Here is a 24553-nt window from a genome sequence, read left to right on the forward strand (position 1 = left end):
TTCTCCCCAAAGGGGAGAAGAGACGTGCCGCGGCCTCTCGGTTCCCCCTTCTACCCTTGGGGAGAAGGTGCCCGGCGGGCGGATGAGGGGGCTGCCTGCGCTGCGATCAATAAGGCGCCGCCACCGGCCCCATGCCGACATAAACCGTCTTCAGCTCGGAATAATGCTCCAGCGCGGCCAGCGAATTCTCCCGGCCGAAGCCGGATTGTTTCGAGCCGCCGAAGGGGATTTCCACCGGGCAGAGATTGTAGGTGTTGATCCAGAGCGTGCCCGCCTCGAGCCGGTCGACGACGCGATGGGCGCGGGTGAGGTCGGCAGTGAAGACGCCGCCGGAGAGCCCGAATTCGCTGGCATTGGCGCGTGCGATCACCTCGTCCTCGTCGTCGAAATCGAGCACCGACATGACGGGCCCGAAGATCTCCTCGCGGGCAATGCTCATCTCGTCGGTGACATCGGCAAACACCGTCGGCTGCACGTAATAGCCTTCGCCGGAGACGTTGTTCGGAATGCCGCCGCCGGCAATCAGGCTCGCACCCTCGGCCTTGCCCTTCTCGATGTAGGAAATCACCTTCTCACGTTGCGCCCAGGAGACCATCGGCCCGACCTGCGTCGCCTCGTCCATCGGATCGCCGATCAGCATTGCCTCGGTGCGCGCCTTCAGCCGCTTCAGGAATTCGGCCTTGATCGCCTTCTGCACGAAGACGCGGGTGCCGTTCGAGCAGACCTGGCCGGTGGAATAAAAATTGCCGAGCATCGCCCCGCCCACCGCCGAATCGAGATCGGCGTCGTTGAAAACGATCAGCGGCGACTTGCCGCCGAGCTCCATCGTCACGTGCTTGAGATTGCCGGCCGCCGCCGCCGCCACCCGGCGCCCGGTCGGCACCGAGCCGGTCAGCGACACCTTCGCGACATCGGGGTGGTTGACGAGCAGCGGCCCGGTGTCGCGGTCGCCCTGGATGACGTTGAAGAGCCCCTTCGGCAGCCCCGCCTCATGCAGGATTTCGGCGATCTTCAGGGCGCCGAGCGGGGTGTTTTCCGAGGGTTTGAACACCATGGCATTGCCGCAGATCAGCGCCGGCGCCGCTTTCCAGCAGGCGATCTGCTGCGGATAGTTCCAGGCGCCGATGCCGACGCATACGCCGAGCGCCACGCGCTTGGTATAGGCAAAATCCTGGCCGAGCGGGATATGCGAACCGTTGAGGCCGGCCGGCGCAACGCCGCCGAAGAATTCGAAGGCATCGGCGCCTGAGGTCGGGTCGGCGACGATCGTCTCCTGGATGGGCTTGCCGGTATCGAGCGTTTCGAGTTCGGACAGCGCCCGGTTTCTCTCGCGCATGATGTCGGCCGCCCGTTTGAGGATGCGCCCGCGCGCCATCGGGCTCATCGCCGCCCATTCCGGCTGGGCGCGCTTGGCGGCCGCAATCGCCTTCTCGACGATCGCAGGCGTTGCCGCGTGCAGCCGGGCGATCACCTCGCCGGTGGCCGGATAGAGGCTCTCGATGACGGTGCCGTCGGTATCCTCGACATATTCGCCGTCGATGAAGTGCGAGGCTTTCGGCTGGGCTTTCATGTCATTTGTCCTTGGGTGGTGCGATGTGGCTTTTCCTTCTCCCCTGGGGGAGAAGGTGGCCCGCAGGGCCGGATGAGGGGGCGGCAGTCTCGGCCTTTCGGCCGTTCGCTCCTGCGTCGCTCACCCCCTCATCTGTCCCTCGGACATCTTCTCCCCGCTGGGGAGAAGGGGAAACGACGGCCAGAAGCGCATTCAGATAATCCTCGGTCAGCGCGATCGAGGCTTCGATGCCGATCGGCGCCGATTTCAGACTTTGCCTGATATAGAGCCCGTCGATCATCGCCGCAGCGCCCTCGGCGATGCGTTCTGCGGCGTCGGCGGGCAGCAGCGCCTTGAGATCGACGAGCAGGTTGGAGCGCAGCCGTCGGGCATAGATCACCAGGAAACGCCGCGTCTCCTCGGAGCGCTGCGCCTCGGCGTAAAAGGCAAGCCAGGCGGCGATCGTGTCCGGCGCAAACTGGTCGGCGTGGAAGCTGACCCGGATGACCGCCGAAAGCCTGGCGCGCGGCGTCCGGGCTGCACGGAGCGCCGACACCGTATCGCTGCGCAATTGTCTGAGAAGCGAGCGGATCGTCTCGATCAGCAATTGTTCCTTGCTGCCGAAATAATGATGCGCCAGGGCAGGGGAGACGCCGGCCTGGCGGGCGATGTCGGACATGGTGACGGCAAGCGAGCCGTGATCGCCGATCACCCGCAACGCCGCATCGACAAGCGCCTTCCGGCGCACCGGTTCCATTCCAACTTTAGGCAACCGCCAACTCCCCTATTGTCGGTAAGGATATTTTTGATTGACTGATCAATCAACAAAAATATTTGCTGAATTGATTTCGCGCACATCTTTTAGGGAAGAACTGGGGCAACATATTAGGAGTTGATCAGGAGGTGTGCTATGACCAGCGTCTTCAACGAAATGCCCGCATCCTCGCTGCGCTCGAAATGGGCATGGTTTCTCGGCCTCGGCGTACTGCTTCTTATCTGCGGCCTCATCGCTCTCAGCAACCTGTTGATGGCGACCGTCGCCTCGGTCTTTTATGTCGGCATGCTGATGCTGGCAGGCGGCGTCATCTACCTCGTCCACGCTTTTCAGTTGCGCCGTTGGGATCAAGTGCTCTTCTGGGCCCTAAGCGGCGTCCTTTATGTGCTTGCCGGCATCTGCGCCTTCATCAATCCTATCTTTACCTCGGCGGCCTTGACCCTGTTTCTGTCCATTGCCCTGCTGGTGGCCGGCATCTTCCGTCTCTGGGTTGGAATGCGGATGCGACCGCTGAAGGGCTGGCGCTGGATCGTTGCAAGCGGCGTCATAACGGCGCTGGCCGGCTTTGTCATCGCCCTGGGCTGGCCGGTGAACAGCCTCTGGATCCTCGGCCTGTTCCTGGCCGCCGATCTCATCATCCAGGGCTCGACGATGATCGCCTTCGGCCTCGGCATCCGTAGTTGAAGCCTTTTTGATACGCCTATTTTGACAAGGGCATGACAGGGGATTAGACTTAAGGGGTATGGACCGCTCGCCAAAAGCGGGTGGCCCTGTGTGCGATCGCCGCAAATGGTCATGCGTCCCCCAAAGGCAGGGTTCTGCCTGAATAAAAAAGGGAGGAAGTTCATGCCGATGGTCACCGTTTCCATCTCTCCGCAACAGGCAGCGGGCATCCGCGCCGCCGTCGACAATGGCGGCTATGCCTCGAGCAGCGAGGTCGTCCGCGAGGCGCTCCGCCTCTGGGATACCGCCCGCAAGGTCAACGAATTCCGCGACAATGTTCTCGACGACGAGGGCGCTCCATCCGGCGGCAGATGTGTCGCCGATATGTTCGCCGATCACGAGGCCGAGCGCCGCCGCTCCGCCTGACTAAGCGCCTGATTGTATTTTTGAATTCAAAGTAAACGCGGAACGCGTGGCCGCGTCCTGCGTCTTTCACCAAACTTTCATATTGGCGAAAGGGTTCATTGATCCTTCCGGGGCATCTTCCTGACCAAGAAGAACAAGTCACAGTGGAGATCAGCCAAATGAAGAGCGGGACTTCCCTGGCTGCCAACGTCGAGCCCGGCGTCCTGCGCCGCTATGCTAGCGACCAGATCGTCACGTTTGCCAAGCTCGTGGTCGAGAACGCTTTTCAGCCGATCGTCGAGGCCGGCACCGGCACGGTGTTCGGCTATGAATCCCTTATGCGCGGCCAGGAGCGCATCGGCTACGACACGCCGGTCGACATTCTCGATGAGGCTCATCAGGCAGGCCAACTGCTGCAGCTGGAGCAGATGCTCGCCAGCCGCGCGCTCGCCAAATTCGCGACGCTGTCGAATTTTTCCACCTCGACGCTGTTTCTCAATCTCGATGTCCGGCTGATCCCTGATGGCGAACGCCTGGTCGAGAGCCTGCTACAGCACCTGCGAAAGGCGAATGTTCCGCCATCCTCCATCTGCTTCGAGTTCTCCGAACGCTTCGACAACACCAGCGTGCCGGAATTTTCCGCCCTGGTGTCGAAGCTTCGCAAGGCCGGTTTCAAGCTGGCGATCGACGATTTCGGCGTCGGTCACGGCGAGATGAAGCTGCTTTGCGATCATTCCGTCGATTACCTGAAGATCGACCGCCATTTCGTCGCCGAGATCGATCGCAGCCCCCGCAAGCGCCACCTGCTGAAGAGCATCGTCAACATCGCCCACGTGCTCGGCACCCGCGTCATCGCCGAAGGCATCGAGACCGAGGCCGAATTCATCACTTGCCGCGAATATGGCGTCGACCTCGTCCAGGGCTGGTTCATCTCCCGTCCGACGACGCACATATCCGAGCTGGCGCCCTCTTTCCCACATCTGCAGGAACTCGGAAAAAGCAAACGTAACAGCCAGTCGCTCGACGAAATCCTCATCCGCAAGCAGATCGAACTCTTGCCGACGGTTTACGAGAACGACAGCATCGACAGCGTCTTCGAACTCTTCCGCCGCAACCCGCGCCAGGCCTTCTTTCCCGTGCTCAACGCCAATAACGAGCCGCGCGGCATCATCCACGAGCAACACCTCAAGGAATATATCTACCAGCCCTTCGGCCGCGATCTCCTGAAGAACAAGATGTACGAGCGCAGCATCTCGCATTTCGTCGAAATGGCGCCGATCGTCGGCCTCGACAGCGACGCCGAGCAGCTGATGGCGATCTTCGCCAATATGGAAGGCAGCAACTGCCTGATCCTGACCGATAACATGCGCTATGCCGGCGTCGTCTCCGCCGCCTCGCTGATCAAGGTCATCAACGAGAAACAGCTGAAGACCGCCCAGGACCAGAACCCGCTGACCGGCCTGCCGGGCAATCGTGCCATCCGCGATTTCATGCGCCAGTCCGGCCGAGACGGCGATGAGGTCCGCCACTTCTGCTACTGCGATTTCGACAATTTCAAACCTTTCAACGATGCCTACGGCTTCCATCTCGGCGATCACGCGATCTCGTTGTTTGCCGCGCTGATGCGCCGCTATTTTTTCGCCGAGCGCCATTTCCTCGGCCACGTCGGCGGCGACGATTTCTTCATCGGCGTCGTTGGCTGGACCAAGGAGGAGCTGACGGAAATCCTCGACCGGCTGATCAGCGATTTCCACGACGATGTGCTTGACCTTTATTCCGACGAGCACCGCGCCGCCGGCCGCATCCTCGGTCACGACCGCGCCGGCGCCGAAGCCTTGTTTCCGCTGATGCGCTGCTCGATCGGCGTCATCGAACTGCCGGAAGGCCTCGTCATCGACGATATCAACCGCGTCAGCGCCGAGATCGCCGTCATCAAATCGGCCGCCAAAGAGAGCGAGGAAGGTCTCATCTTCCATCTCCTCCAGCGCCGTGCGTCTATTTAGACGCGCAAGGACGCTGCAGAGCTTATGCAGCGGGCGAGGCGAATTGACGCCCTTGCCATTTCCGGCCTTCCCAAGCCTGCAGGGCTGACTTATTTCCTTGGCGCAGAGCATTTCAAGCAAAAGTGTGCAGCGGTTTTGCGTCCGGAATGCCTGAAAAATGCTTCAGGGAGGGTCGCGCTATGTCACTGCCTCAGGAAATGCGTTTCGTCGATCTGCCGTCCTTCGGCGGACCGGAGGTGATGACGATTGGCAAGCGCCCGTTGCCGGTGCCGGGTGAGGGCGAGGTTCTCGTCCGCGCCGAGGCGATCGGCGTCAACCGCCCCGATGTCGCCCAGCGCCAGGGCAGCTATCCCGCGCCCAGGGGTGCGAGCCCGATCCTCGGCCTGGAGCTTTCTGGCGAAATCGTCGCGATTGGCGCAGGCGTCAGCGGCTATCGCGTCGGTGACAAGGTCTGCGGTCTCGCCAATGGCGGCGCCTATGCCGAATATTGCCTGCTGCCGGCCGGCCAGATCCTGCCCTTTCCCAAGGGTTATGATGCGGTCAAGGCTGCCGCCCTTCCCGAAACCTTCTTCACCGTTTGGGCCAATCTTTTCCAGATGGCCGGGCTGACGGAAGGCGAGACCGTGTTGATCCATGGCGGTTCCAGCGGCATCGGCACGACGGCGATCCAGCTCGCCCGTGCCTTCGGCGCCGAGGTCTATGCCACGGCCGGTTCAGGTGAGAAATGCGATGCCTGCGAAAAGCTCGGCGCCAAACGGGCGATCAACTACAGACGCGAGGATTTCGCCGAGGTGATCAAGGCCGAGACCGGCCACGGCGTCGACATCATCCTTGACATGATTGGCGCCTCCTATTTCGAGCGCAATCTCGCATCGCTTGGAAAAGACGGCTGCCTGTCGATCATCGCCTTCCTCGGCGGCGCCGTTGCCGAAAAGGTCAATCTCCAGCCGATCATGGTCAAGCGGCTGACGGTCACCGGCTCCACCATGCGCCCGCGCACCGCGGAAGAAAAACGTGCCATCCGCGACGACCTGCTCTCCGAGGTCTGGCCGCTTTTGGAAGCCGGCACCGTCGCCCCCGTCATCCACAAGGTCTTTGCCTTTGAAGAGGTCGTCGAAGCCCACCGGCTGATGGAAGAGGGCAGCCACGTCGGCAAGATCATGCTTCGCCTCGGCTGAGCGTTTTATCCGCGTTGCGGGCGACGTGCATCAATGTCAGCGCCGCCGCAATCGCGACGATGCCGGGCAGCGCCATCAGCAGGTAGAGCCAGTGCGCCGCCGACAGCGCCCCTGATATGCCACCAGGATCAACCAGCCCGGCGCCATTGGCGATGACGCCGGCGAAGGCGGCGCCGAAAGCGCCGCCGAGCGAACTCATCGTCGGGATCGCCGAGGACGCCTTGTCCTGCTCGTTGTCGGCGACAAGCGCCAGGACCATGGCGACGAGATGCGCCCAGCCGAGCCCGACGCCGAAGCCCATCATGAACATGGCCGCCGCCGCCGGTACGATGAAGAGCATATGGGCTTGCGGATTGTTACGCGCGAGAAAGACCGCCAGCGAAATGGTCGCCGCCGCCTCGATAAGCGCACCGGCAACGATGGCCAAATACGCCTGCCGGCCGGTCAGCGAGCCGCTGAGGAAGGCCGCAAACGTCCAGCCGAGGGCGACGAGGGCGACGAGATAACCCGAGACAAGCGGCGTCACCCCGTGCAGGACCTGGAGGAAATAGGGAATGAAGACGTCGCTGACGAGCACGACCGTCATGGCGAGCATTGTCAGGTAAACGCGTGCAATCGGCCTGGAAAGGCTGACGGCGCCGGAGGGCAGCAGCCGGTTCGGGCTTCTCCCCTCGATGAAAAGCATGCCGGCGACCGCGGCGATCGAGGCCGCGATCAAAGCGATTTTCGCAGCCGTCGTTTCGATCGTTCCGGCGGTGCTGACCATCAGCACGGCGCCAAGCAGCAGCCCGATCTGGGCAACCGGCGTCTTGGCCTGCTCACGGTCGTCTTCGACCTCGGGCAACAGCCGCGGCGCCAGCACCGCCATCACTAGGCCGAGCGGCACCAGCACGATGAAGGCATAGCGCCAGCTGCTGCCGGCGGCGAAGAAGCCGCCGAGCGTCGGTCCGATGACGGTCGCCACACCCCAGATCGCCGCATAAAGCGTCGACGCCTTCGTCCATAGCGGCTCGGGATAGACGAATCGGATGAAGGCATAGCCAAGCGCTGCCAGCGCCCCGGTGCCGAGACCCTGCACCGCGCGTCCGAGCAACACCACCGGCATCGACGGTGCGGCGGCGGCAATCAGGCTGCCGACGCCGAAGACCAGCGCCGCGATCACATAGATGGTGCGAAGCCCGGTTCCCCGCGGCCGCATGGCGACGAAGATCGAGCCGAGCACGGCTGCGGCGACGAACAGGCTGGTCACCCAGGAAAACAGCGCGAGCCCGCCGATATCGCGCACGATCGAAGGTGCGATGGTCGCCATGATGTAACTCTCCACCGCATAAAGCGTCACGCCGCCGGCAAGCATCAATGTTGCCGGCAGGTGCTCGGGCAGGAAGAGGCGGAGGAGGGAGCTGGCATTGGGGACGGCTGCAGTCTGGTCGATATCGGACATGGGATGATCCCGAGATTTTGCTGGCGAAGGATTATATTCCAAGTTATAAATTGGAAAATTACATGCCGCTCGGATTAAAACAAGATGTCACTTGGAAAAATATGCGCCAGTCCCCCGCCAACCGGATCCTGATCCTGATAAAGACCGAAGGCCCGCAGCTTGGCGCCGCGATCGGCGATGCGCTCGGCATTTCAGGCGAGGCTGCCCGCCAGCAGCTCGCCAAGCTGGCGGAGCAGGGGCTGGTGGAGCCGGTCACCGTCGGCGCCACGGGCCGGGGTCGGCCGCGTCAGCTCTGGCATCTCACCGCCAGCGGCAACCGCCAATTCCCCGACGGCCATGCCGAATTGGCCGCCGGCCTGCTCGGCACGCTGGTCGAACAGCTTGGCCCCGCAGCCCTCGACACCGTCATCTCCGCCCGCGAGGCGGAGACGTTGCAGCGCTATCGGCAGGAACTGGAAAGTGTCGGCGACCTTGCCGCGCGTATCGCAGGCCTGGCCGCTATCCGCACCCGCGAGGGCTATATGGCCGACAGTTGGGGCGAGGCGGACGGCTCGTTCATGCTGGTCGAAAACCACTGCCCGATCTGCGCGGCGGCCACCGCCTGCGCCGGCTTCTGCCGCTCGGAACTCGAAACCTTCCGCGCCGCCCTCGGCGCCGACGTCGAGCGCAGCGAACACATCCTGCTCGGCGCCCGCCGCTGCGCCTATCGCATCACGCCGCGTTGAGGCGGAGCACACGCAAGCAACTCACGCTTCAAGCGGGCTGCCGCGCCTGGCGCAGGAACCATTTTATCTAAGCCATCCGTGGATGCTCTTAACCCCTCGTCACAGCCCTTCGCCAGTGTTGGTTACCGCTTTCGTGGGGCTGGTTATTCCAGAAACACTTTTTATAGTGCCTCTTTGGGGAGATAGAAAATGGTAGATGTCAAGCTTCATGCCGACCGCTTTTTGCGCAAGGTCAGCCCATCTTACCGCGTGAAGAGAAAACACCAAGCTGAGATCGCGCACTGGAAAGACGAGTTGCTTCGCTTGTCTCAATGGTTTCGCGACAGCTCTGTAGACTGGTGGGGTATTAAGCCACCAAACGAGCAACAAAAGTTAAAAAATTCCGATCTCTGGGAAGTGAATGCCGTAATGACGATGCATTCCGTACGGCCAAGCTACCACGAAGAATTGCGCCTTGCGAAAGATGAATTTGTTGGCAAGCGAGTACTGGAAATTGGAAGCGGCCCTCTCGCGCCATTGCTGCAATTCGAGAACTGCGAGCGTCATTGTATCGATCCACTCGTCAACATGTATTTGGAAGCAGGTTGGCCGCTGTTTGCATATGACGCGAAATTCATTTCAACCGGCGGTGAACGTCTTCCATATCCTGATGAATATTTTGATGTAGCAATTTCAGTCAACGCACTCGATCACGTGGATGATTTCGAACGGGTTGCCTCGGAAATGCAACGCGTTCTGAAGCGAGGGGGAAAACTTTATATCGAAGTTGAGTATCACGCGCCAACGGTCGCGGAGCCAATCGTTCTCGACGATAAGAGAGTGATTGATGCTTTTGCAAGCTGCAGAATGCATATAGCGATTAAGCGCTCGGGCAAAGAAATGTTCACAACATTGGCTGAAAGATACGGATTGTTGAAGAACCAATTCGAGCGATTTGACAAAGAAGTGTTTGTTACTTTTCACGGCGTCAAGCAATAGTCGAACTGAATTGAAGGACATTGGAGATGCCGCTCGCAACCGGTCGTCAGGCCGGCTGCCGCGCCTGGCGCCCGGCGCTTTCGAGATAGAGCAAGACCCCGATCGACGCGAGACCGGCGGCAGCGCCGACGAAGGCGGTGCCGGAATAATCGGTGATCGCAGTGCCGAAGGCGAAGAGCCCGGCGGCAATGCCGGTGCCGATGAAGGTGTTGAGCGAGATCAGCGAGGTGCCGAGCCCTGGCCGGTCTGCGATCAGGTCCTGCAAATAGGTGATCGGCACGCTGAGGATTGCCGCCGCCCCGCAGGCGTTGAGGAGGAGCAGCGCGTAGATGTGCCAGGGTGCCGAGGCAAATCCGAGCAGCAGCAGATAGGCGCAGTAGATCAGCGCGCCGAAGGCGAGCACATGCACGGTGCGGAACCGCCGCTGCGCCATGCCCCACATCATCATGAACGGCATTTCGAGAAAGGCCGTCAGCCCGGCGACGAAGCCGACATCGACCACGCTTCCATCTGCCGCATGGGTGATGATCAGCGGCAGGAGCATGCTGTTTAACCGCTGCAGCCCGAAGAGCAGCGCCATGACGATGACGCGTGAAAGCACCGAGGGCATGAAGATCCGCTTCAGCGATGCCAGGAACCCCGGCTGATCGGGGGCGGGACCGGCCGTGCCGTTTCCGGGCGCGAAGAAGAAATACAGGCAGAAACAGGTAAGGCTTGCGAAGGCGGCGATCCCGTAGGCCGGCGTCATCGACGGCGAATTGACAAGATAAAGGCCGATCATCCCCGGCGCCAGCGCCCACGAGCCGGAAAACAGCGCCCGCACCGTTGCGGTGATGCCGGCCGCCTGGCCGCGATCCATCTGGTTGGTTCTGGCGCGCAGGCTGGCAAACAGCAGCGAATAGGTGGAATTGCTCATCGGCACCAGCAACAGCGTCGAGACGATGAAGACGGCAGGGCTGTGAAAGATCGCGATCGACCCGAAGCCGAGCATGCCGGCGACGGAAAGCCCCAGCACCAGTGGCCGCCGCTCTTTCAGCCTGTCAGACCAGATGCCGAGCGCCAGGCTTGTGGTGACGTTGACGATCGCCGAGAAGAAGATCAGCGCCGAATAGGTGCCGTTGCTCAAGCCCAGTTCGTTGATCCCGATGATCGACTGATAGGGCGCGGTCGAAGCATAGGTGAAGGCGAGCGCGACGAGCGTCACGGCCGGAATGCGGATCCGCTTATCGCGCAGGATCAAGGAAAAGGTGGATGACATGGAGGCGGTTCCTGATGCACCACCTTTAGCTGGAACGGACACATCGGAGAAACGATAGTTTTCGATCGCTTCGGTCAATTCTTGTGATGATCGTTTGGATGATGTGATGGCTGTCCGATGGACGAAGATTGGCTGCGCGTTTCCGTCAAACTCACCGTCCGCGGAGCGGGTAGCCGCGTAGGGGCCGTCGCTGCACCGGGACAAAACGTCAACCCCGTTGGCTTTCGCGCCCTGACGCGTTATGCCTGCCGCATCCCGCCAGAACCCGAATGAGAACTCATGAACAATCCCGTCACCGTCGAAGTCACCCGCGGCCTGCTCGTCGAAAGTCGCCATCGCGGCGCGGTGGCTGTCGTCGATGGCGACGGCAAGCTTGTCTTCTCGCTGGGCGATATCGACGCCGCCGTCTTCCCGCGTTCGGCCTGCAAGGCGATGCAGGCGCTGCCGCTGGTCGAAAGCGGAGCAGCCGATGCTTACGGTTTCGGTGACAAGGAATTGGCGCTGGCCTGCGCTTCGCACAATGGCGAGGACGAGCATGTAGCGCTTGCCGCGTCGATGCTGTCGCGCGCCGGCCGAAATGCCGACGTGCTGGAATGCGGCGCCCATTGGTCGTTCCACCAGAAAACCCTCATCCATCAGGCCCGCACGCTCGATGCGCCGACCGCGCTGCACAACAATTGCTCGGGAAAACATGCCGGCTTCATCTGCGCCTGCTGCCACCAGGACGTCGATCCGAGAGGCTATGTCGGCTACCAGCATCCGCTGCAAGTCGAGATCCGCGCGGCGATGGAAAGCCTGAGCGGCGCCGTGCTTGGCGCCGAGAGCTGCGGCACCGACGGCTGCTCGATCCCGACCTATGCCGTGCCGCTCAGGAGCCTAGCCCACGGCTTTGCCAAAATGGCGACCGGCGTCGGTCTGGAGCCCTTACGCGCCAAGGCATCTCGCCGCCTGGTCGAGGCCTGCATGGCCGAGCCCTTCTATGTCGCGGGCTCCGGCCGCGCCTGCACCACGTTGATGCAGATCGCCCCCGGTCGCATCTTCGTCAAAACCGGCGCCGAGGGCGTTTTCTGCGCCGCCATCCCGGAAAAGGGCATCGCCATTGCGCTGAAATGCGAGGATGGTACCACCCGCGCAGCCGAAGCCATGGTGGCGGCGACACTCGCCCGCTTCTTCGAGGCCGAAGAGAAGGTGCATGCCGCCCTGATGGCCCATGCCGCAACGTCGATGCGCAATTGGAACGGCATTCATGTCGGCGATGTCAGGGTCACTTCCGCCTTGGCCGGATGAGTGCGAGGCGCATGTATAAGTTATTAGAAAAATAAGAATTACCTAATATAAAGAGGGTGCGTCCTACGATCGCGGATTCACCCCTTCGGGGCGACGTGAGCACAGTCCAAGCCATGAGGGCAGGGCATGTTTGCAGGCCGCTATCTCTGGTGGATGCTGATGGGTATCGGCATCTTCATGTTCACCGCGCTAAGCCGCGACTATATCACCTGGCTCGTTATGCAATTGTCCGGCTGTGGGAATATGGCCGGCGCCTGCGAACCGGCCATCCTGACAATATCGAGCGTGCTCAAACCCGCCTGCATCTGGACCGCGATCGGCGTGCTCTTCATGGCGACGCTGCTCCGGCTTCACTATCTCTCGCTCATCTGGTTCTGGGGGCCGATCGTCGCGGTCTGGTTCGTCGCATCCACGCCGGTCCTCCTCTTCCTGGCAGCGGACGCAACGGCTCTGACGCGACCTGCCACGGTGGCGGCGCTGCCTGTCGCCTTCCTGTTTCTGGCCGCTTTCGTCGCCTATCTCATGCTTACCCTCGAGGATGGCGACATGCCGCTCGCAGCCTCGGTGCCGTTGCGCTTCACACTCGGCCTGACGGCCGTCTACGGCGCGCTTGCTGGGGTAGCGTTCATGTCGGAACTGTCGCGAGCCGCCGGAACCCTGCTCGACATGCCGGCACTTTCCGTCGCCATCGCGCTGGTGCAGCCACATCTGCAGACAGCGCTCACTCTTGGAACCGGCAGCATGGCGCCCGCTTATGCCGTGCTGGCGGCCTTCGTCGCGGCTCTTGCCGCAAGCCTCTTGCTGCATGCTGCCGCGCCGCCGGCCCGCCGCGCCATCACGCTGCGGCGATCGCGCCGTTGAGGTCGCGATAGGGCTTCAGCCGCTCGGCCGTCATCTCCGCCGGCACGATCAATCCCGCCACCTCGGAAATTCCAAGCACAGGGCAGGGCGAGACGAGATCGAATTTCTCCTCCGTCAGCAGCACATGCGTTTCGGCCGCGCAGCCGGCGATATGCCGCTTGATTGCCGCCTCCTCGAAATCGCCGGTGGAAAGCCCATGCACCGGATGCGCGGCAGTGACGCCGAGGAAGAACAGGTCGGGGCGCAACTGCGAGATCGCCGCTGCCGCTGCCGCGCCCGTTGCCACCATCGAATGTTTGTAGAGCCGGCCGCCGGTCAGGATCACCTCGGCGGTCGGGTGGTACTCGAGTTCGGCGGCGATCGTCGGGCTGTGGGTCGCAACCGTCAGCGGCATGTCGCGCGGCAAGTGCCGGGCGATCTCAGCCGTCGTCGTGCCGCCGTCGAGGAAGATCATCTGTCCCGGCCTGACCATCGCCGCCGCAGCAGCTCCGAGCCGTGCCTTGATCTCTGACGAGACGCTGGCCCGCGCGGTGAAATCCGGCAGGTCGGGCGAAAGCGGCATCGCGCCGCCATGCACCCGTTTCAACAGCCCCTCCGCCGCCATTTCCCGGAGATCGCGGCGGATCGTGTCTTCCGAAAGGGAAAAATCCTCGGCGACGCGCTTGGCGATCACCTGGCCATCACGGCGCAATATGTCGAGGATGAGGGTTTTGCGTTGTGACGTCAGCATAGGGTCTCTGCACGAAATTAAACATATTAGCCCGATATTGCACGAACAGACTCGACATTCAAGAAATATCATGCATTTTCACGAAATCCCGTGCATGAAGCCGGGAGTGCTCACGCATAAGCGGAGCGATGGAGTGGATGATGTTGATTTTGATTGCCGGCCCGTATCGGTCCGGAACCGGCGACGACCCGGATAAAATGGCCGCCAACTTGAAGCGGCTGGAGCAACCCTCGCACGCACTGTTTGTCGCCGGCCACGTGCCGATGATCGGCGAATGGTTGGCCCTGCCGATCTGGCACGCCGCCGGCGGCAAGTCGGTCGGGGACGCGCTTTACGAGGAGATTTTCCACCCAGTCGCCGGCCGGCTGCTGCAGCTCTGCGAAGGCGTGCTGCGCCTGCCGGGCGATTCCAAGGGGGCGGATAACGACGTGCGCATCTGCAGGGAGCGCGGCATCCCGGTCTGGCATCGGCTGGAAGACGTGCCGGGCTGCGGCTGAAGACTTGCGCGGCGCCTCAGCGTTGCTCTTCGCTTAAGCTCAGCGCATTTGCGGCTTTGCTCACTCCCTCGACCGACCCTTCGGGGCGGTTGAGGGAGACGGCACGGCATGCCGATCATTGCTCCTCGCCCGCGCCGACGCAGAGGCAAAACGCCATTTCCCTAGTTCCGGCGCACCCATCCCTGCGCTATATCACGTGCCGAAAGGGAGTGGATCACCATGCTGACATTGTACTACGCGGCAGGAACCTGCGCGCTCGCAAGCCTTATTGCCCTGGAAGAATCAGGCCTCGCCTTCGAAACAAGAAAGCTCAGCTTCGCCAATGGCGAGCAGCGCTCGCCGGACTATCTGCAGATCAACCCGAAGGGCCGTGTGCCCGCCCTTGTCACCGAGCGCGGCGTGCTCACGGAAACCCCGGCAATCCTCAGTTTTATCGCTGAAAGCGCGCCGGACGCCAAACTGGCGCCGCTCGGCGATGCCTTCGAATTGGCAAGGCTGCAGGCCTTCAGCAGCTATCTCTGTTCGACGGTGCATGTGAACCATGCCCATCGCCCGCGCGGCTCTCGCTGGGCCGACGATCAGGCGGCGATCGAGGCGATGAAGGCGAAAGTGCCTGAGAATATGGCGGATTGTTTCACCCTGATCGAAGAGACGATGTTCAAAGGCCCCTGGGCGATGGGCGAGGCCTATTCGCTCGCCGATCCCTATCTCTTCGTGATGACAGGCTGGCTGCCCGCCGACGGCGTCGACCCCGACCGCTTCGCAAAGGTCAGCGACCATCACGCCCGCATGCTGCAGCGCCCGGCCGTCCAGCGGGCGCTGGCCTACGATCGAGGCTGATATCCGGAACGGGCAGCAAGTTTCCTCGGCGCCCGGAACAGCCAGGCACCGATGAGCCGCAACCGTAATTCCTCGTCGCCGATCACGGCGGCGCGCACCGGCAGATGGGGCCAGCCGATATAATGCGCGGTCTGGAAATAGATGTCGGGCGCCATTTCGAGCAGATGATCCTTGTCGTCCAGACCTATCGAGATCACGATCGTCTCGGCGTCCTTCACCGCGACGAAGCCCCTTCCGGCGACCTTCAGCGCCGGGTTGCCATAGGAGGTGCTTTCCTCGACATCGAGCAAGCCTGCTTCCGCAGCCAGCTGCTTGAGGCGCTCAAAAATTGCATCGACGTCGCCGGCCATTGTCTCACCTTCCCCTCATTGATCCGAAACCTGAAACCACGCCCGCTTCGGACAGAAAGCGGAACCTTTGTCAGCCGGCCGATGCAGCGGTGAACACCGCCAGCTGGGCCGCGAAAGCACGCTGATAGGCCGGCCGGGCTTCGCCGCGGGCGACATAGGCGGCAAGGTTTGGATATTCCTCCAATAGACCCGATGCTTGCGCCCTGAGCAGCACCGTCACCATCAGCAAGTCGCCGGCGCTGAATGCGCCATCGAGCCAGTCGGCATCGCCAAGGCGAGCGGAAAGGCTCCCCAGCCGTTTGCAGATGCTGTCTTCGAGAGCACGCAGGCGCTGCTCGTACCAGGGTTCGTCGCGCTCGAGGATTGTGGCGAGGCTGCGCTCGAAGATCGGTGGCTCTACTGTGTTGAGCGCGGCAAACATCCACGTGACAGCGCGTGCCCGGGCATTCGTATCCGCCGGCAGCAGTTCCGCATGGCGCTCGGCGATATGGAACACGATCGCGCCGGACTCGAACAGAGTGAGATCGCCTTCTTCATAGGTCGGAATCTGCCCGAAAGGATGAAGCGCCAAATGCGCGGGCTCCTTCATCGTCTTGAACGAAACGAGACGAACCTCGTAAGGCTCGCCCGCTTCCTCGAGCGCCCAGCGAACGCGCATGTCACGCGCCAGACCCCGGCCGCGATCGGGCGAGCGTTCAAAGGCGGTAATAGTAATTGTCATCGCTTCCTCCCTATAATTTTATCCTTAGATCGATGCCGATGTAAGGCGTGTTACAATGGCTTGAAAGACGGCTGGCGAAACACGATTCCGACACCGATGCTCGCGATAATCCTCGCCGGGGCCAGATCAATTCAGCGCGGCAAGCCTTGAGACTATCGCCAGATCCCTCGTAAGGCCCCGCCAGACGGGACATGGACCGTGGAGCCGGGCTGGATGCCGGCCGTAACGAGATTGCGGACCGTCTTGTTGGTGAAGAGGCCGCGCATCATGGCTTACCAGTTTCCACGGGGCGATGAGAAGACGTTCAGGTCGCTTGGATTGTCGCCGCGCTCGATCAGATGCCGACCTACTTCCGCTCGACCGTCAGTACCATCGGCATGGCCCAATTGGCCTCGGAAATCGGCCAGCTGAGCAGGTTTACGCTGTCGTCGTCCACCTGAGCTTCCCATCTAGCGTAGAATTTTTGCCGATAGTCATTCAGCCGGACACTTCGGCAGGCGAGAGGACCGCCGTCGAGATTGAGGGCCACCTTGAGATTGAGCGGCGAGGTCTTCAGAAACTCTGCCAGCCGGTCGAGGGAAAAGAACGCGTCCTTTGTCGTGCCGATGACGATACGCCCCAAATCGTCCCTGGCGACGAAGGTTCGGTTGGCGAGCCAGCGGCTTTTCACATTCACATGAGTCTGCCCGTCGTCGCCGATCAGGAGCGGATAGGAAACCATGGCGTTCGACGCGCCGGCAAAGGCGACCCGCCAATCTTGATGGGTCAGATCGCGGATATCGGCAGCGTCTTTGCCGGCAATGAAGGCGCCGGCCTTCGCGTCATATTGCTGGGGCCCCATCGCAATACCCTCGCTGATGAACGGCGTGTCGGGCCTGCCATGCATGTCATAATAGCTGCCGTTGACGATGAGCACTGCGTTGGGCAAAGCCTTTTCCCATTCGTCGATGCCGGTATCGCCCGCAGCCGCATTACGGGTGACGAATCGAAAGCGGGCCGGGTCAATTCTGCTGAGAAAGATCCGGTCGACCTCGCGGCCATCGGCAAGAACCGGCAGCTCCGCCACTTCGAAGCCCGTCTCCGGCTCTTGCCAGACCAGCGGCCCGGGCAAAACGGCCGGGATTACCGGGCTCAACGCCAACCGCATGGAGGCGGAAAGGCGCTCGTCGTCCGGTTTGACTTTGACCCAATAGGTTCCACCGCGCCGCAGGACGGTGTTGAAACCATAAACACCCGCGACCTGCCAGAGCCAGCCGGCGCTGACGACAATGACGACCGTTAAAATTGCTAGGAGTCCGAACAGGATTTTTCGAATTGCTGGCACTGAAAATCTCTTTGCTGAAACAGATAGGGCTTCGCGACGCCGGGTTGGCGTGGCGTCGCCCGAATGCAGCTCCCAAGTAAGGTTTTTCTACGGTGGAAAGGCTGCCCGCTCTGTCGAAATAGCCCCTTCAGCTTGCCAGGGCCAGTCCTCCGTAACGGCTGATTTCGCTCTCGATCTGTCTGACCAGAGTGTCGAGCGCCGGGTTTCGCCTCTTGCGCCCACGACGGAAGACATAGGAGGCGACGGCAGCCTGTCGGTGATGATCTGCATCTCAGGCGGAAGTGATGGGGTGACGATGGAGGGCGTCTGGATGACATCACGAAATTGATTGGTCCCCTGCGAAGCCTGGACAAAGAGGCCGGCGAGCTTCAGTATCAATCCGCATTCGCTCATTCCGGTATCAGGCCCCAATAGGAGAACGCCTTTGTTTGCCGTCGCAAAATATTCAGAACGCACTGGCCGAGGCGGAAGGACGAGACGCGGCTCGAATTCAATCGAGGGCTAGTCTTGCTGCTCGGCCTTGACGCGCCAAAGCTGGCGCATGTCCAATGTCGAGAAGAATATGATCATCGAATTGACTGCTTATGATTTCGACGCGTTGCTGAACGGCGCCGCGCCCGCAGATACGCGCCTTGTTCCCGATAGCGCGATCGCCCCTCCGGATGTTCTGGAGATGCTGGCGAGGATCGCCGCGGAGATCGGCGCCGAATTTACCCCCTCCGCCTGGATGATTGTCGAGGATGGCGAGATCGTCGGACTGTGCTCCATCATCCGTGCGCCTGAGAACGGCGAACTCCACATAGGCTATGGGATTGTTCCGGGTCGCGAGCGGCGTGGATACGTCACGCGCGCTATCGGAGAATTGCTCGAATGGGCGCGGAAAGACCCGCGCGTTAGGCTCGTTTCGGCCGATACGGGCGTGGAAAACATCGCCTCGCAGCGTGCCCTTGAACGCAACGGATTTATCCGCACCGGCGAACGCATCGATCCGGAAGACGGTCAGGTGATTTGCTGGCAGGCATCGATCGCCTAAGCGGCGCGCACCGTCACGCGCATTTCGCCAGCGGCGGTTTGGCCTCGGCGGAAAACCCGGTCTCTGCTCCGAGCGGAAGATCGGCAATTTCGCGCATCGACATGCGCTCGACCTCGGGATGCCGAAGCGGATCGTCCTTCCAGACTAGCGTAGTGTCTGCACCGCCCATGGCAAGGGCGGGCTTCAAGAAAAACTTCAGCAACGACATGGCATGCCTCGCTTTCTCCGGCGGTGCGGGATGATGGTCGCAGGCTGTAATGTCGGCTCTCCTAAGCGGATTTTCAATTGAGATTAATGCGACGCTGCTATAGAAAAACTGCATGAAGAACCTCAACACGGTCCATATCAACGGCCTCAGGGCGCTCGAAGTCGTCGGTCGTCTGGGCTCGCTGCAGGCGGCCGCCGACGAGCTCGGCGTCTCGGTCGGCGCCGTCAGCCAGCAAGTAATCAAGGCCGAAGCCCAGCTCGGTCAGGTGATCTTCGAGCGCACCGCCAGGGGAATGATCGCCACCGCAGCCGGCCGGCCCGTGCTGCTCGCGCTCAACGAGGGTTTTGCCCGTCTTTCGGCGGCGGTGTCGATCGCAAGCCGCAAGGACGATACGATCCTGACCATCTCGGTGGCGCCGGTTTTCGCCGCCCGCTGGCTCGTCTACAGGCTCGATCGCTTCGCCGAGCGTCATCCCGATATCAAGCTGCGGCTGGATGCAACGACCAATCTCGTCAACCCGGCGCTTTGCGATGTCGATATCGGCATCCGCGTCGGCACCGGCAATTGGCCTGATGTGAAGGCCGAACTGCTGCTGGAGCAGGAGATCTTTCCGGTCTGTTCGCCTGAGATGGCGGCGAGATTGCAAGAGCCAGCCGATATCCTGGCGCTGCCTGCCGTCGTCGACGGCCGCGCCATGTTCACCTGGGAGGTCTGGATGCGCGAGGCGGGGCTGTCAGGCGCGACACCCGCGACCCGCCACGTCTTCAACGATGCCTCGCTCTGCCTCGATGCGGCGATCGCCGGGCAGGGCGTCATGCTTGCCTGGCAGACCCTGGGCGCCTTTGCGCTCGCCGAAGGCCGGCTCGCTGCCCCCTTCGGCATTCGCGCCCGAACCGGCTTCGGCCATTACTTCGTCACTGCCGAAGGCACGCGCGAGCCGAAGAAGGTCAGGGATTTCAAAGCCTGGATCCGCGAGGAAATGACCGGCACGCAGGCGCTGTTCCGGTAACTCAGGCCTCGGCCGGCTCCAGGCTGCGGCCCGCCTGCATCGCCTTATAGGCCTGGCGAGACTGGCAGCGCTCGATCCACGCCTTGATATTGGGATGTGCGTTGAAAACGGCCTCCTCGCTCTGGGCGTAGCGCAGCACCTCGGCGATATTGAGATCGGCAACAGTGAAGCGGTCGCCGACGATCCATTCCCTGCCGGCAAGGTGGTTTTCGAGAGCCGCAAGCGGCCGGCGCAGCGCGCGGCAGGCGGCGGCGATCACCTGCTTGCCCTCATCGCTGTTTTCCAGGCCGTTATCATAGGTCAGAACGATCTTTACCGTCTCCGGCTCGACCTGCGAGGCGGCCCAGATCGACCACATCGTCAACAAACCGTCTTCTTCGACGGTTTTCCCGGAAAGCGGACCGCCATGTTTACGGGCGAGGTAGAGATTGATCGCCAGCGACTCGTGCATGACGAACTCGCCATCCCTGATGCTGGGGATCTGTGACATCGGGTTGACCGCACTAAAATCCGGGGAGTGCGTGTTGAGGGGCGCCTCTGATGCCAGCGGGTCTGCGAGCCGCCTGGCTTGCAGCACCGGCACCGACCGGAACTCCAGCCCAAGCTCCTCCGCCATCCAGTAGACGCGCGAGGCGCGCGATCGATAAACTCCGTAGATTGTCAGCATGACCGTATCCCCTCAATGTTTCCGAGAGACCGTAGTTGCGCGATCGGCCCCGGAAAAGTCCCTGCCGCTGATGGGATGATGAAAGCTTTTGATGGCGGAGTTCCAGGCACTCGCGAAAACGAAGTCACGAAACGCGGTTGCGCTCGACGGTGAGCTGCGCATAAGGCGAGCCGCCGCCGGCCATCTCGGCCGACACTTTCTTCTCCCACTGGAAGCCTAAAACCGCGCCTTCTGTGGTTTCCTGGAAGATGTTGTCGGTGATGACGGCGGTGCCGGCGCCATCGGCGACCGAGACGGCGCATCCCACAGGCGCCTTGCGCACCACATTGCCGCTGACGACGACGTTGCGCAGATAGGGACCCCAGCCGATCTGCATTCCCCAGCGCGGCGCGCCTTCGATCACATTGCCTGAGATCAGCGTATCGGCCTCCGCCGCGATGCCGATGCCGAAACCGACCTCGTGCTGGTAGGGCCCTTTCAGCGTCAAGTTGCGCACGACATTGCCGGTCACGCTCGCCAGCCTGCCGCCCTCGTCGAAATTGGCGATCGAGATGCCGTTCGCTGCTCCGTCGATCATGTTGGCGGAAACGACGGCGCCCTCGAAGGCGAATTCCACATAGATCGCCGTCTCGCCGGATCGCCGGCACTGGTTGCTGCTGATCTGGATGTCCGATGCCGAATTTGCGCGGATCGCCGTGAAGGCGCAGTCGGAGATATGGTTGTTCACCACCATCACCCCGTCGGCACGGAAGATATTGATGCCGTTGCCGTTTTCGCCGGTGCCGCCGTCATTGGCGCGGATGTTGGAGATGCGGTTGCCGGAAACGACTGTGCCGTCCTCCGCCTTCTTCCAGCGATGCACCAGGATGCCGCCATTGCCGCAATCGGAGATCGTGTTGCCGGTGACCGAAAGATTGGCGGAATCGACCGCATAAAGCCCGGATTGCCCGGCACCGGAAATACGGCTGCGCTCGATCCGCCCGCCGCAGCGCTCCAACTGCAGCCCGTGTTTGCGGCTGCCGCCGATCTCGCAATTGTCGATCAGCAGTTCGTCGACGCCGGTAAATTGCAGCAGACCGCCGGCGTGGTCGGCGAGCGAGCGATTGCCGCCGTCGATGACGAGATTGGAAAGCTCGATGCGGCGCACGTTCTCGGCCGAAAACAGCTGGCCTTCGCCGGTGTAGACGATCCGCGAGGCGCCGGGCACGCCCGATATGCGTGTATTGTCGGGCAGGGTCAGATTGGAGATCCGGTAGGTGCCGGGCGGCAGGAAGACCGGCACGTTTTCGCGCGCCGCCTGTTTGATCATCTGCTCAAGGTTGCGGTTTTTGCGGTCGCCGCTTTCGGGAATGGCGCGATATTCCGCTGCGTCGATCGTCCCGCGCAAATTGGGCTCGGCGGCCGCCGTCCGCGGCGAGGCCAGCGCACGCGATGCCCCGCCCGCAATCGCCGAGGCGGCGAGAAGGAGCAGCATGTCGCGGCGTGAAGGCATCCCGGGCTCCCTGATCATGGCGTGTTCATTCATTGGCATGTCCATAGCAGGAAACATGCCAGGGGGCCTGTCTCTTTCTGGGGCAGGCGGCCGGATTTGCGGTTATGGCGATCGGCAACGGCAGGATATCACCGCGGATTTTGTCGTCTTGTTCACCCTTTCATTTAAGCAAGCCGAAGGGAATGGGGACTACTTTGAAGGGAATTTTTCGGGTGACGATGCGGGGTGTGGGCCTTCGGCCCACCGGGGAGAATGGCGGCATGCACGAACCGAGTGCCAGACGATGGGAATCGACCGATGCCCTGTCGGCCGAAACGCGGCGCGTCGTCGCCGCGACGGAGGCGATGATGGCCTCGACTGCCCATCACCTCTCCGAAGGCATCGAGAACCTGCGCCTCAAGGCAATCGTCCACGAACTTCCGGATTTCCTCTACGTCAAGGATCGTGACGGCCGCTTCGTCTTCGCCAATGCCGTCACCGCCAGCAGCCTCGGCCTCGAGAGCGCTGATCTGCTCACCGGCAAGCGTGATTTCGACCTGTTCGATTTCGAGACGGCTCGCCGCCATTTCGATATCGAGCAGCAGATCATGGCGACGGGACAAGCCTCTATCGACATGGAGGAAAGCTACGTCCTGCCCGGCGGCAAAAGGCCGATATGCCGGCTGACCTCGAAGATACCGCTGCGCAACGACCGCGGCGAGATCGTCGGCCTGATCGGCGTCTCCCGTGATATCACCGAACGCAAGCTTCAGGAGGATCTCCATCGCGGCCAGGCGAAACTGCTCGAAATGATCGCCCGCAACGAGCCGTTGCCGATGATCCTCGAGGCGCTGGTCCTGATGATCGAGGAGCAACTGACGGATATCGATGGCTCGGTGCTGCTGCTCGACAGCGAGGGCACCAGGCTTTACCACGGCGCGGCGCCCAACCTGCCCGGCGGCTACAGCCGGCTCATCGATGGTGTCACGATCGGTCCTAAGGTCGGCTCCTGCGGCACCGCCGCCTGGCGCGGCCAAGCCGTGATCGTCGATGACGTGATGAGCGATCCGCTGTGGGAGGATTTCCGCGCCTTGATTGCCCCCTTCGGCTTCCGCTCCTGCTGGTCGACGCCGATCGCCACCGCGCAGAATAACGTGCTCGGCACTTTCGCGCTCTATTCCAGACAAGTCCGCCGTCCCACAGAGCACGAGATGAAGCTGGTGGCGCTCGCCACCCACATTGCCGGCATTGCCATCGAGCGCAAGCGTGTCGATGACCGCATCCACTTCATGGCCCATCACGACGATCTCACCGGCCTGCCGAACCGCGCCTTCCTGAAGGAACGGCTGGCGAATATTCTCGACCAGGCCCGGCGCAACAACCGCAAGGTCACCGTCGCCTATATCGATCTCGACAATTTCAAGGATATCAATGACGGCCGCGGCCACGCCGCCGGCGACGAGGTGCTGAAGGAAACCGCCGCCCGCATGGCCAACAGCGTCAGGGCATCCGATATGGTGGTGCGCCTCGGCGGCGACGAATTCCTCGTGGTGCTCGTCCATCAGTCGAGCCACGATGCCGGCATCACCCGCCGTCTGCGCGAGTTGCAGAAGGCCATCAACCGGCCGATCCGCAGCTACGGCGGCGAGATCACCGTCACTTCGAGCATCGGCGTCGCCGCCTTTCCCTTCGATGGCGCAACCTCGGAAGTGCTTCTCGCCAATGCCGACCGCGCCATGTACCGCGCCAAGGAACTCGGCCGCAACACATTGCAGCACCACGATGGCGGCAGTGCGCCGGTCGGAATGCCGCTCGGCGAGCAGGAGGAATTGCACCAGGCGATCACCGGCGACCAGCTTTTCCTGCAATACCAGCCGCAGGTCGATGTCGCCACCGGCCGCATCACCGGCATCGAGGCGCTGGTGCGCTGGAACCATCCGGCCAAGGGCAGGGTGCCGCCGGTCAATTTCATCCCGCTTGCCGAAGAAACCGGCCTCATCGTTCCCCTCGGTCTGTGGGTGCTGAACGAGGCCTGCCGCCAAGCGCGCCAATGGCAGGATATGGGCCTGACGCCGCTGACGATCGCCGTCAACGTCTCCACCAAACAATTCGCCGATCCGGATTTTGCCACTCACGTCGCCGAGGCGCTGGAGCGCCACCGCCTGCAATCGCGCTGGCTGGAACTGGAGGTCACCGAAAGCGTGGTAATGCAGGATGCCGACCGCGCGCTCGCCATGATGGAATCGCTGCGGGCGCTTGGCGTGCGCCTGTCGATCGACGATTTCGGCTCCGGCTATTCCAGCCTGGCGGCACTGAAGACCTTCCCCTTCGACCGCCTGAAGATGGACCGTTCGCTGGTCGAAGCCCTGCCGGGCGACAAAACAGCCGTCGCCATCGCCTCGGCGGTGATTTCGCTGGCGCAGACGCTGAAGCTTTCGGTTCTCGCCGAAGGCGTCGAGACCGACGCTCAGATGGAGTTCCTGCGGCACGCGCGCTGTGAGGAGGCGCAAGGCTACCGCTTCTCCAAGCCGGTTTCGCCGGAAGAGATTCCGGCATTACTGCGGGCGCGGGACCTCTGAG

Annotated in this window: 23 protein-coding genes and 2 pseudogenes; 13 read left to right on the forward strand and 12 right to left on the reverse strand. The window is 62.2% G+C overall.

Features of this window, described 5'->3' with window-relative positions; translation table 11 throughout:
- Nucleotides 1–106: 106 nt before the first annotated feature.
- Together betB and betI are read right to left on the reverse strand one after the other, a co-directional pair.
- A complete protein-coding gene (gene betB, locus J3O30_RS06420; RefSeq protein ID WP_207583408.1) occupies nt 107–1570 on the reverse strand; it encodes a betaine-aldehyde dehydrogenase in 1464 nt (487 codons plus the stop codon).
- A 160-nt stretch (nt 1571–1730) separates the two neighbouring features.
- A pseudogene (gene betI, locus J3O30_RS06425) lies at nt 1731–2321 on the reverse strand (transcriptional regulator BetI); the annotation flags it as partial.
- A 138-nt stretch (nt 2322–2459) separates the two neighbouring features.
- Between betI and J3O30_RS06430 the strand changes: the two are divergent.
- The 4 genes from J3O30_RS06430 (at nt 2460) to J3O30_RS06445 (ending at nt 6573) form a co-directional block, all read left to right on the forward strand.
- Nucleotides 2460–3008, forward strand: a complete 549-nt coding sequence (locus J3O30_RS06430) for an HdeD family acid-resistance protein (RefSeq protein WP_207583410.1) — start codon at nt 2460–2462, stop codon at nt 3006–3008.
- Between the two features lie 162 nt (nt 3009–3170).
- Complete coding sequence (locus J3O30_RS06435) at nt 3171–3413, forward strand: type II toxin-antitoxin system ParD family antitoxin (RefSeq protein ID WP_207583411.1); 243 nt, start codon at nt 3171–3173, stop codon at nt 3411–3413.
- Nucleotides 3414–3571: 158 nt separating this feature from the next.
- The gene (locus J3O30_RS06440) at nt 3572–5395 is read left to right on the forward strand and encodes an EAL domain-containing protein (RefSeq protein ID WP_207583412.1); all 1824 of its coding nucleotides are present in this window, start codon (nt 3572–3574) and stop codon (nt 5393–5395) included.
- Nucleotides 5396–5574: 179 nt separating this feature from the next.
- Complete coding sequence (locus tag J3O30_RS06445; RefSeq protein ID WP_207583413.1) at nt 5575–6573, forward strand: NAD(P)H-quinone oxidoreductase; 999 nt, start codon at nt 5575–5577, stop codon at nt 6571–6573.
- Here J3O30_RS06445 and J3O30_RS06450 read toward each other — a convergent pair.
- A complete protein-coding gene (locus J3O30_RS06450; protein ID WP_207583414.1) occupies nt 6554–8014 on the reverse strand; it encodes an MFS transporter in 1461 nt (486 codons plus the stop codon). The genes J3O30_RS06445 and J3O30_RS06450 overlap by 20 nt on opposite strands.
- Before the next feature lie 101 nt (nt 8015–8115).
- Between J3O30_RS06450 and J3O30_RS06455 the strand changes: the two genes are divergently transcribed.
- Entirely contained in the window at nt 8116–8739 is a 624-nt protein-coding gene (locus J3O30_RS06455) for a metalloregulator ArsR/SmtB family transcription factor (protein ID WP_207583415.1), read from the forward strand.
- 189 nt (nt 8740–8928) lie between these two features.
- Nucleotides 8929–9717, forward strand: a complete 789-nt coding sequence (locus tag J3O30_RS06460) for a class I SAM-dependent methyltransferase (RefSeq protein WP_207583416.1) — start codon at nt 8929–8931, stop codon at nt 9715–9717.
- 46 nt (nt 9718–9763) lie between these two features.
- Here the strand turns inward: J3O30_RS06460 and J3O30_RS06465 are convergent, their stop codons facing one another.
- On the reverse strand, nt 9764–10975 hold the full coding sequence (locus J3O30_RS06465) for an MFS transporter (RefSeq protein ID WP_207583417.1): 1212 nt from the start codon (nt 10973–10975) through the stop codon (nt 9764–9766).
- A 279-nt stretch (nt 10976–11254) separates the two neighbouring features.
- Between J3O30_RS06465 and J3O30_RS06470 the strand changes: the two genes are divergently transcribed.
- Together J3O30_RS06470 and J3O30_RS06475 are read left to right on the forward strand one after the other, a co-directional pair.
- On the forward strand, nt 11255–12262 hold the full coding sequence (locus tag J3O30_RS06470; RefSeq protein WP_207583418.1) for an asparaginase: 1008 nt from the start codon (nt 11255–11257) through the stop codon (nt 12260–12262).
- Between the two features lie 126 nt (nt 12263–12388).
- Nucleotides 12389–13123, forward strand: a complete 735-nt coding sequence (locus tag J3O30_RS06475) for a hypothetical protein (protein WP_207583419.1) — start codon at nt 12389–12391, stop codon at nt 13121–13123.
- On the opposite strand, the gene J3O30_RS06480 is transcribed toward J3O30_RS06475, so the two are convergent.
- Nucleotides 13098–13853 (reverse strand): DeoR/GlpR family DNA-binding transcription regulator, encoded by a 756-nt coding sequence (locus J3O30_RS06480; protein ID WP_207583420.1) that lies wholly within the window; start codon nt 13851–13853, stop codon nt 13098–13100. The genes J3O30_RS06475 and J3O30_RS06480 overlap by 26 nt on opposite strands.
- Before the next feature lie 140 nt (nt 13854–13993).
- Between J3O30_RS06480 and J3O30_RS06485 the strand changes: the two genes are divergently transcribed.
- Both J3O30_RS06485 and J3O30_RS06490 read left to right on the forward strand, forming a co-directional pair.
- Nucleotides 13994–14350, forward strand: a complete 357-nt coding sequence (locus tag J3O30_RS06485) for a DUF4406 domain-containing protein (protein ID WP_207583421.1) — start codon at nt 13994–13996, stop codon at nt 14348–14350.
- Nucleotides 14351–14569: 219 nt separating this feature from the next.
- Nucleotides 14570–15190: a glutathione S-transferase N-terminal domain-containing protein gene (locus tag J3O30_RS06490; protein ID WP_207583422.1), complete on the forward strand. Its 621-nt coding sequence runs from the start codon at nt 14570–14572 to the stop codon at nt 15188–15190.
- On the opposite strand, the gene J3O30_RS06495 is transcribed toward J3O30_RS06490, so the two are convergent.
- The 4 genes and pseudogenes from J3O30_RS06495 to J3O30_RS33115 form a co-directional block, all read right to left on the reverse strand.
- A complete protein-coding gene (locus J3O30_RS06495) occupies nt 15175–15540 on the reverse strand; it encodes a hypothetical protein (RefSeq protein WP_207583423.1) in 366 nt (121 codons plus the stop codon). The genes J3O30_RS06490 and J3O30_RS06495 overlap by 16 nt on opposite strands.
- 70 nt (nt 15541–15610) lie before the next feature.
- Nucleotides 15611–16261 carry a glutathione S-transferase family protein gene (locus tag J3O30_RS06500; protein WP_207583424.1) on the reverse strand — a complete coding sequence of 217 codons (651 nt, stop codon included), beginning with the start codon at nt 16259–16261 and terminating at the stop codon, nt 15611–15613.
- 346 nt (nt 16262–16607) lie between these two features.
- Nucleotides 16608–17585 carry a phosphodiester glycosidase family protein gene (locus tag J3O30_RS06505; protein ID WP_207583425.1) on the reverse strand — a complete coding sequence of 326 codons (978 nt, stop codon included), beginning with the start codon at nt 17583–17585 and terminating at the stop codon, nt 16608–16610.
- A gap of 127 nt (nt 17586–17712) precedes the next feature.
- Nucleotides 17713–17867: pseudogene (locus J3O30_RS33115) on the reverse strand (LysR family transcriptional regulator); the annotation flags it as partial.
- A gap of 259 nt (nt 17868–18126) precedes the next feature.
- On the opposite strand from J3O30_RS33115, the gene J3O30_RS06510 reads away from it, so the two are divergent.
- The gene (locus J3O30_RS06510; protein ID WP_207583426.1) at nt 18127–18618 is read left to right on the forward strand and encodes a GNAT family protein; all 492 of its coding nucleotides are present in this window, start codon (nt 18127–18129) and stop codon (nt 18616–18618) included.
- A gap of 13 nt (nt 18619–18631) precedes the next feature.
- Here J3O30_RS06510 and J3O30_RS06515 read toward each other — a convergent pair whose 3' ends face one another.
- Nucleotides 18632–18826: a hypothetical protein gene (locus J3O30_RS06515; RefSeq protein ID WP_207583427.1), complete on the reverse strand. Its 195-nt coding sequence runs from the start codon at nt 18824–18826 to the stop codon at nt 18632–18634.
- 112 nt (nt 18827–18938) lie between these two features.
- Here J3O30_RS06515 and J3O30_RS06520 point away from each other — a divergent pair, with 112 nt between their 5' ends.
- On the forward strand, nt 18939–19835 hold the full coding sequence (locus J3O30_RS06520; protein ID WP_207583428.1) for a LysR substrate-binding domain-containing protein: 897 nt from the start codon (nt 18939–18941) through the stop codon (nt 19833–19835).
- Between the two features lies 1 nt (nt 19836).
- Here the strand turns inward: J3O30_RS06520 and J3O30_RS06525 are convergent, their stop codons facing one another.
- Entirely contained in the window at nt 19837–20502 is a 666-nt protein-coding gene (locus tag J3O30_RS06525) for a glutathione S-transferase family protein (protein WP_207583429.1), read from the reverse strand.
- A 124-nt stretch (nt 20503–20626) separates the two neighbouring features.
- Entirely contained in the window at nt 20627–21994 is a 1368-nt protein-coding gene (locus tag J3O30_RS06530; RefSeq protein ID WP_207583430.1) for a TIGR03808 family TAT-translocated repetitive protein, read from the reverse strand.
- A 260-nt stretch (nt 21995–22254) separates the two neighbouring features.
- On the opposite strand from J3O30_RS06530, the gene J3O30_RS06535 reads away from it, so the two are divergent.
- Complete coding sequence (locus tag J3O30_RS06535; protein WP_207583431.1) at nt 22255–24552, forward strand: EAL domain-containing protein; 2298 nt, start codon at nt 22255–22257, stop codon at nt 24550–24552.
- Nucleotide 24553: the final 1 nt, after the last annotated feature.

Origin of the sequence: Rhizobium sp. NZLR1 (assembly GCF_017357385.1) — a bacterium.
Taxonomy (GTDB): domain Bacteria; phylum Pseudomonadota; class Alphaproteobacteria; order Rhizobiales; family Rhizobiaceae; genus Rhizobium.

Excerpts from the sequence above, each read along its gene's own strand:
- betB (WP_207583408.1), bottom strand. The coding sequence starts at position 1,570 with ATGAAAGCCCAGCCGAAAGCCTCGCACTTCATCGACGGCGAATATGTC.
- J3O30_RS06430 (WP_207583410.1), top strand. The coding sequence starts at position 2,460 with ATGACCAGCGTCTTCAACGAAATGCCCGCATCCTCGCTGCGCTCGAAA.
- J3O30_RS06435 (WP_207583411.1), top strand. The coding sequence starts at position 3,171 with ATGCCGATGGTCACCGTTTCCATCTCTCCGCAACAGGCAGCGGGCATC.
- J3O30_RS06440 (WP_207583412.1), top strand. The coding sequence starts at position 3,572 with ATGAAGAGCGGGACTTCCCTGGCTGCCAACGTCGAGCCCGGCGTCCTG.
- J3O30_RS06445 (WP_207583413.1), top strand. The coding sequence starts at position 5,575 with ATGTCACTGCCTCAGGAAATGCGTTTCGTCGATCTGCCGTCCTTCGGC.
- J3O30_RS06450 (WP_207583414.1), bottom strand. The coding sequence starts at position 8,014 with ATGTCCGATATCGACCAGACTGCAGCCGTCCCCAATGCCAGCTCCCTC.
- J3O30_RS06455 (WP_207583415.1), top strand. The coding sequence starts at position 8,116 with ATGCGCCAGTCCCCCGCCAACCGGATCCTGATCCTGATAAAGACCGAA.
- J3O30_RS06460 (WP_207583416.1), top strand. The coding sequence starts at position 8,929 with ATGGTAGATGTCAAGCTTCATGCCGACCGCTTTTTGCGCAAGGTCAGC.
- J3O30_RS06465 (WP_207583417.1), bottom strand. The coding sequence starts at position 10,975 with ATGTCATCCACCTTTTCCTTGATCCTGCGCGATAAGCGGATCCGCATT.
- J3O30_RS06470 (WP_207583418.1), top strand. The coding sequence starts at position 11,255 with ATGAACAATCCCGTCACCGTCGAAGTCACCCGCGGCCTGCTCGTCGAA.
- J3O30_RS06475 (WP_207583419.1), top strand. The coding sequence starts at position 12,389 with ATGTTTGCAGGCCGCTATCTCTGGTGGATGCTGATGGGTATCGGCATC.
- J3O30_RS06480 (WP_207583420.1), bottom strand. The coding sequence starts at position 13,853 with ATGCTGACGTCACAACGCAAAACCCTCATCCTCGACATATTGCGCCGT.
- J3O30_RS06485 (WP_207583421.1), top strand. The coding sequence starts at position 13,994 with ATGTTGATTTTGATTGCCGGCCCGTATCGGTCCGGAACCGGCGACGAC.
- J3O30_RS06490 (WP_207583422.1), top strand. The coding sequence starts at position 14,570 with ATGCTGACATTGTACTACGCGGCAGGAACCTGCGCGCTCGCAAGCCTT.
- J3O30_RS06495 (WP_207583423.1), bottom strand. The coding sequence starts at position 15,540 with ATGGCCGGCGACGTCGATGCAATTTTTGAGCGCCTCAAGCAGCTGGCT.
- J3O30_RS06500 (WP_207583424.1), bottom strand. The coding sequence starts at position 16,261 with ATGACAATTACTATTACCGCCTTTGAACGCTCGCCCGATCGCGGCCGG.
- J3O30_RS06510 (WP_207583426.1), top strand. The coding sequence starts at position 18,127 with ATGTCCAATGTCGAGAAGAATATGATCATCGAATTGACTGCTTATGAT.
- J3O30_RS06515 (WP_207583427.1), bottom strand. The coding sequence starts at position 18,826 with ATGTCGTTGCTGAAGTTTTTCTTGAAGCCCGCCCTTGCCATGGGCGGT.
- J3O30_RS06520 (WP_207583428.1), top strand. The coding sequence starts at position 18,939 with ATGAAGAACCTCAACACGGTCCATATCAACGGCCTCAGGGCGCTCGAA.
- J3O30_RS06525 (WP_207583429.1), bottom strand. The coding sequence starts at position 20,502 with ATGCTGACAATCTACGGAGTTTATCGATCGCGCGCCTCGCGCGTCTAC.
- J3O30_RS06530 (WP_207583430.1), bottom strand. The coding sequence starts at position 21,994 with ATGCCTTCACGCCGCGACATGCTGCTCCTTCTCGCCGCCTCGGCGATT.
- J3O30_RS06535 (WP_207583431.1), top strand. The coding sequence starts at position 22,255 with ATGCACGAACCGAGTGCCAGACGATGGGAATCGACCGATGCCCTGTCG.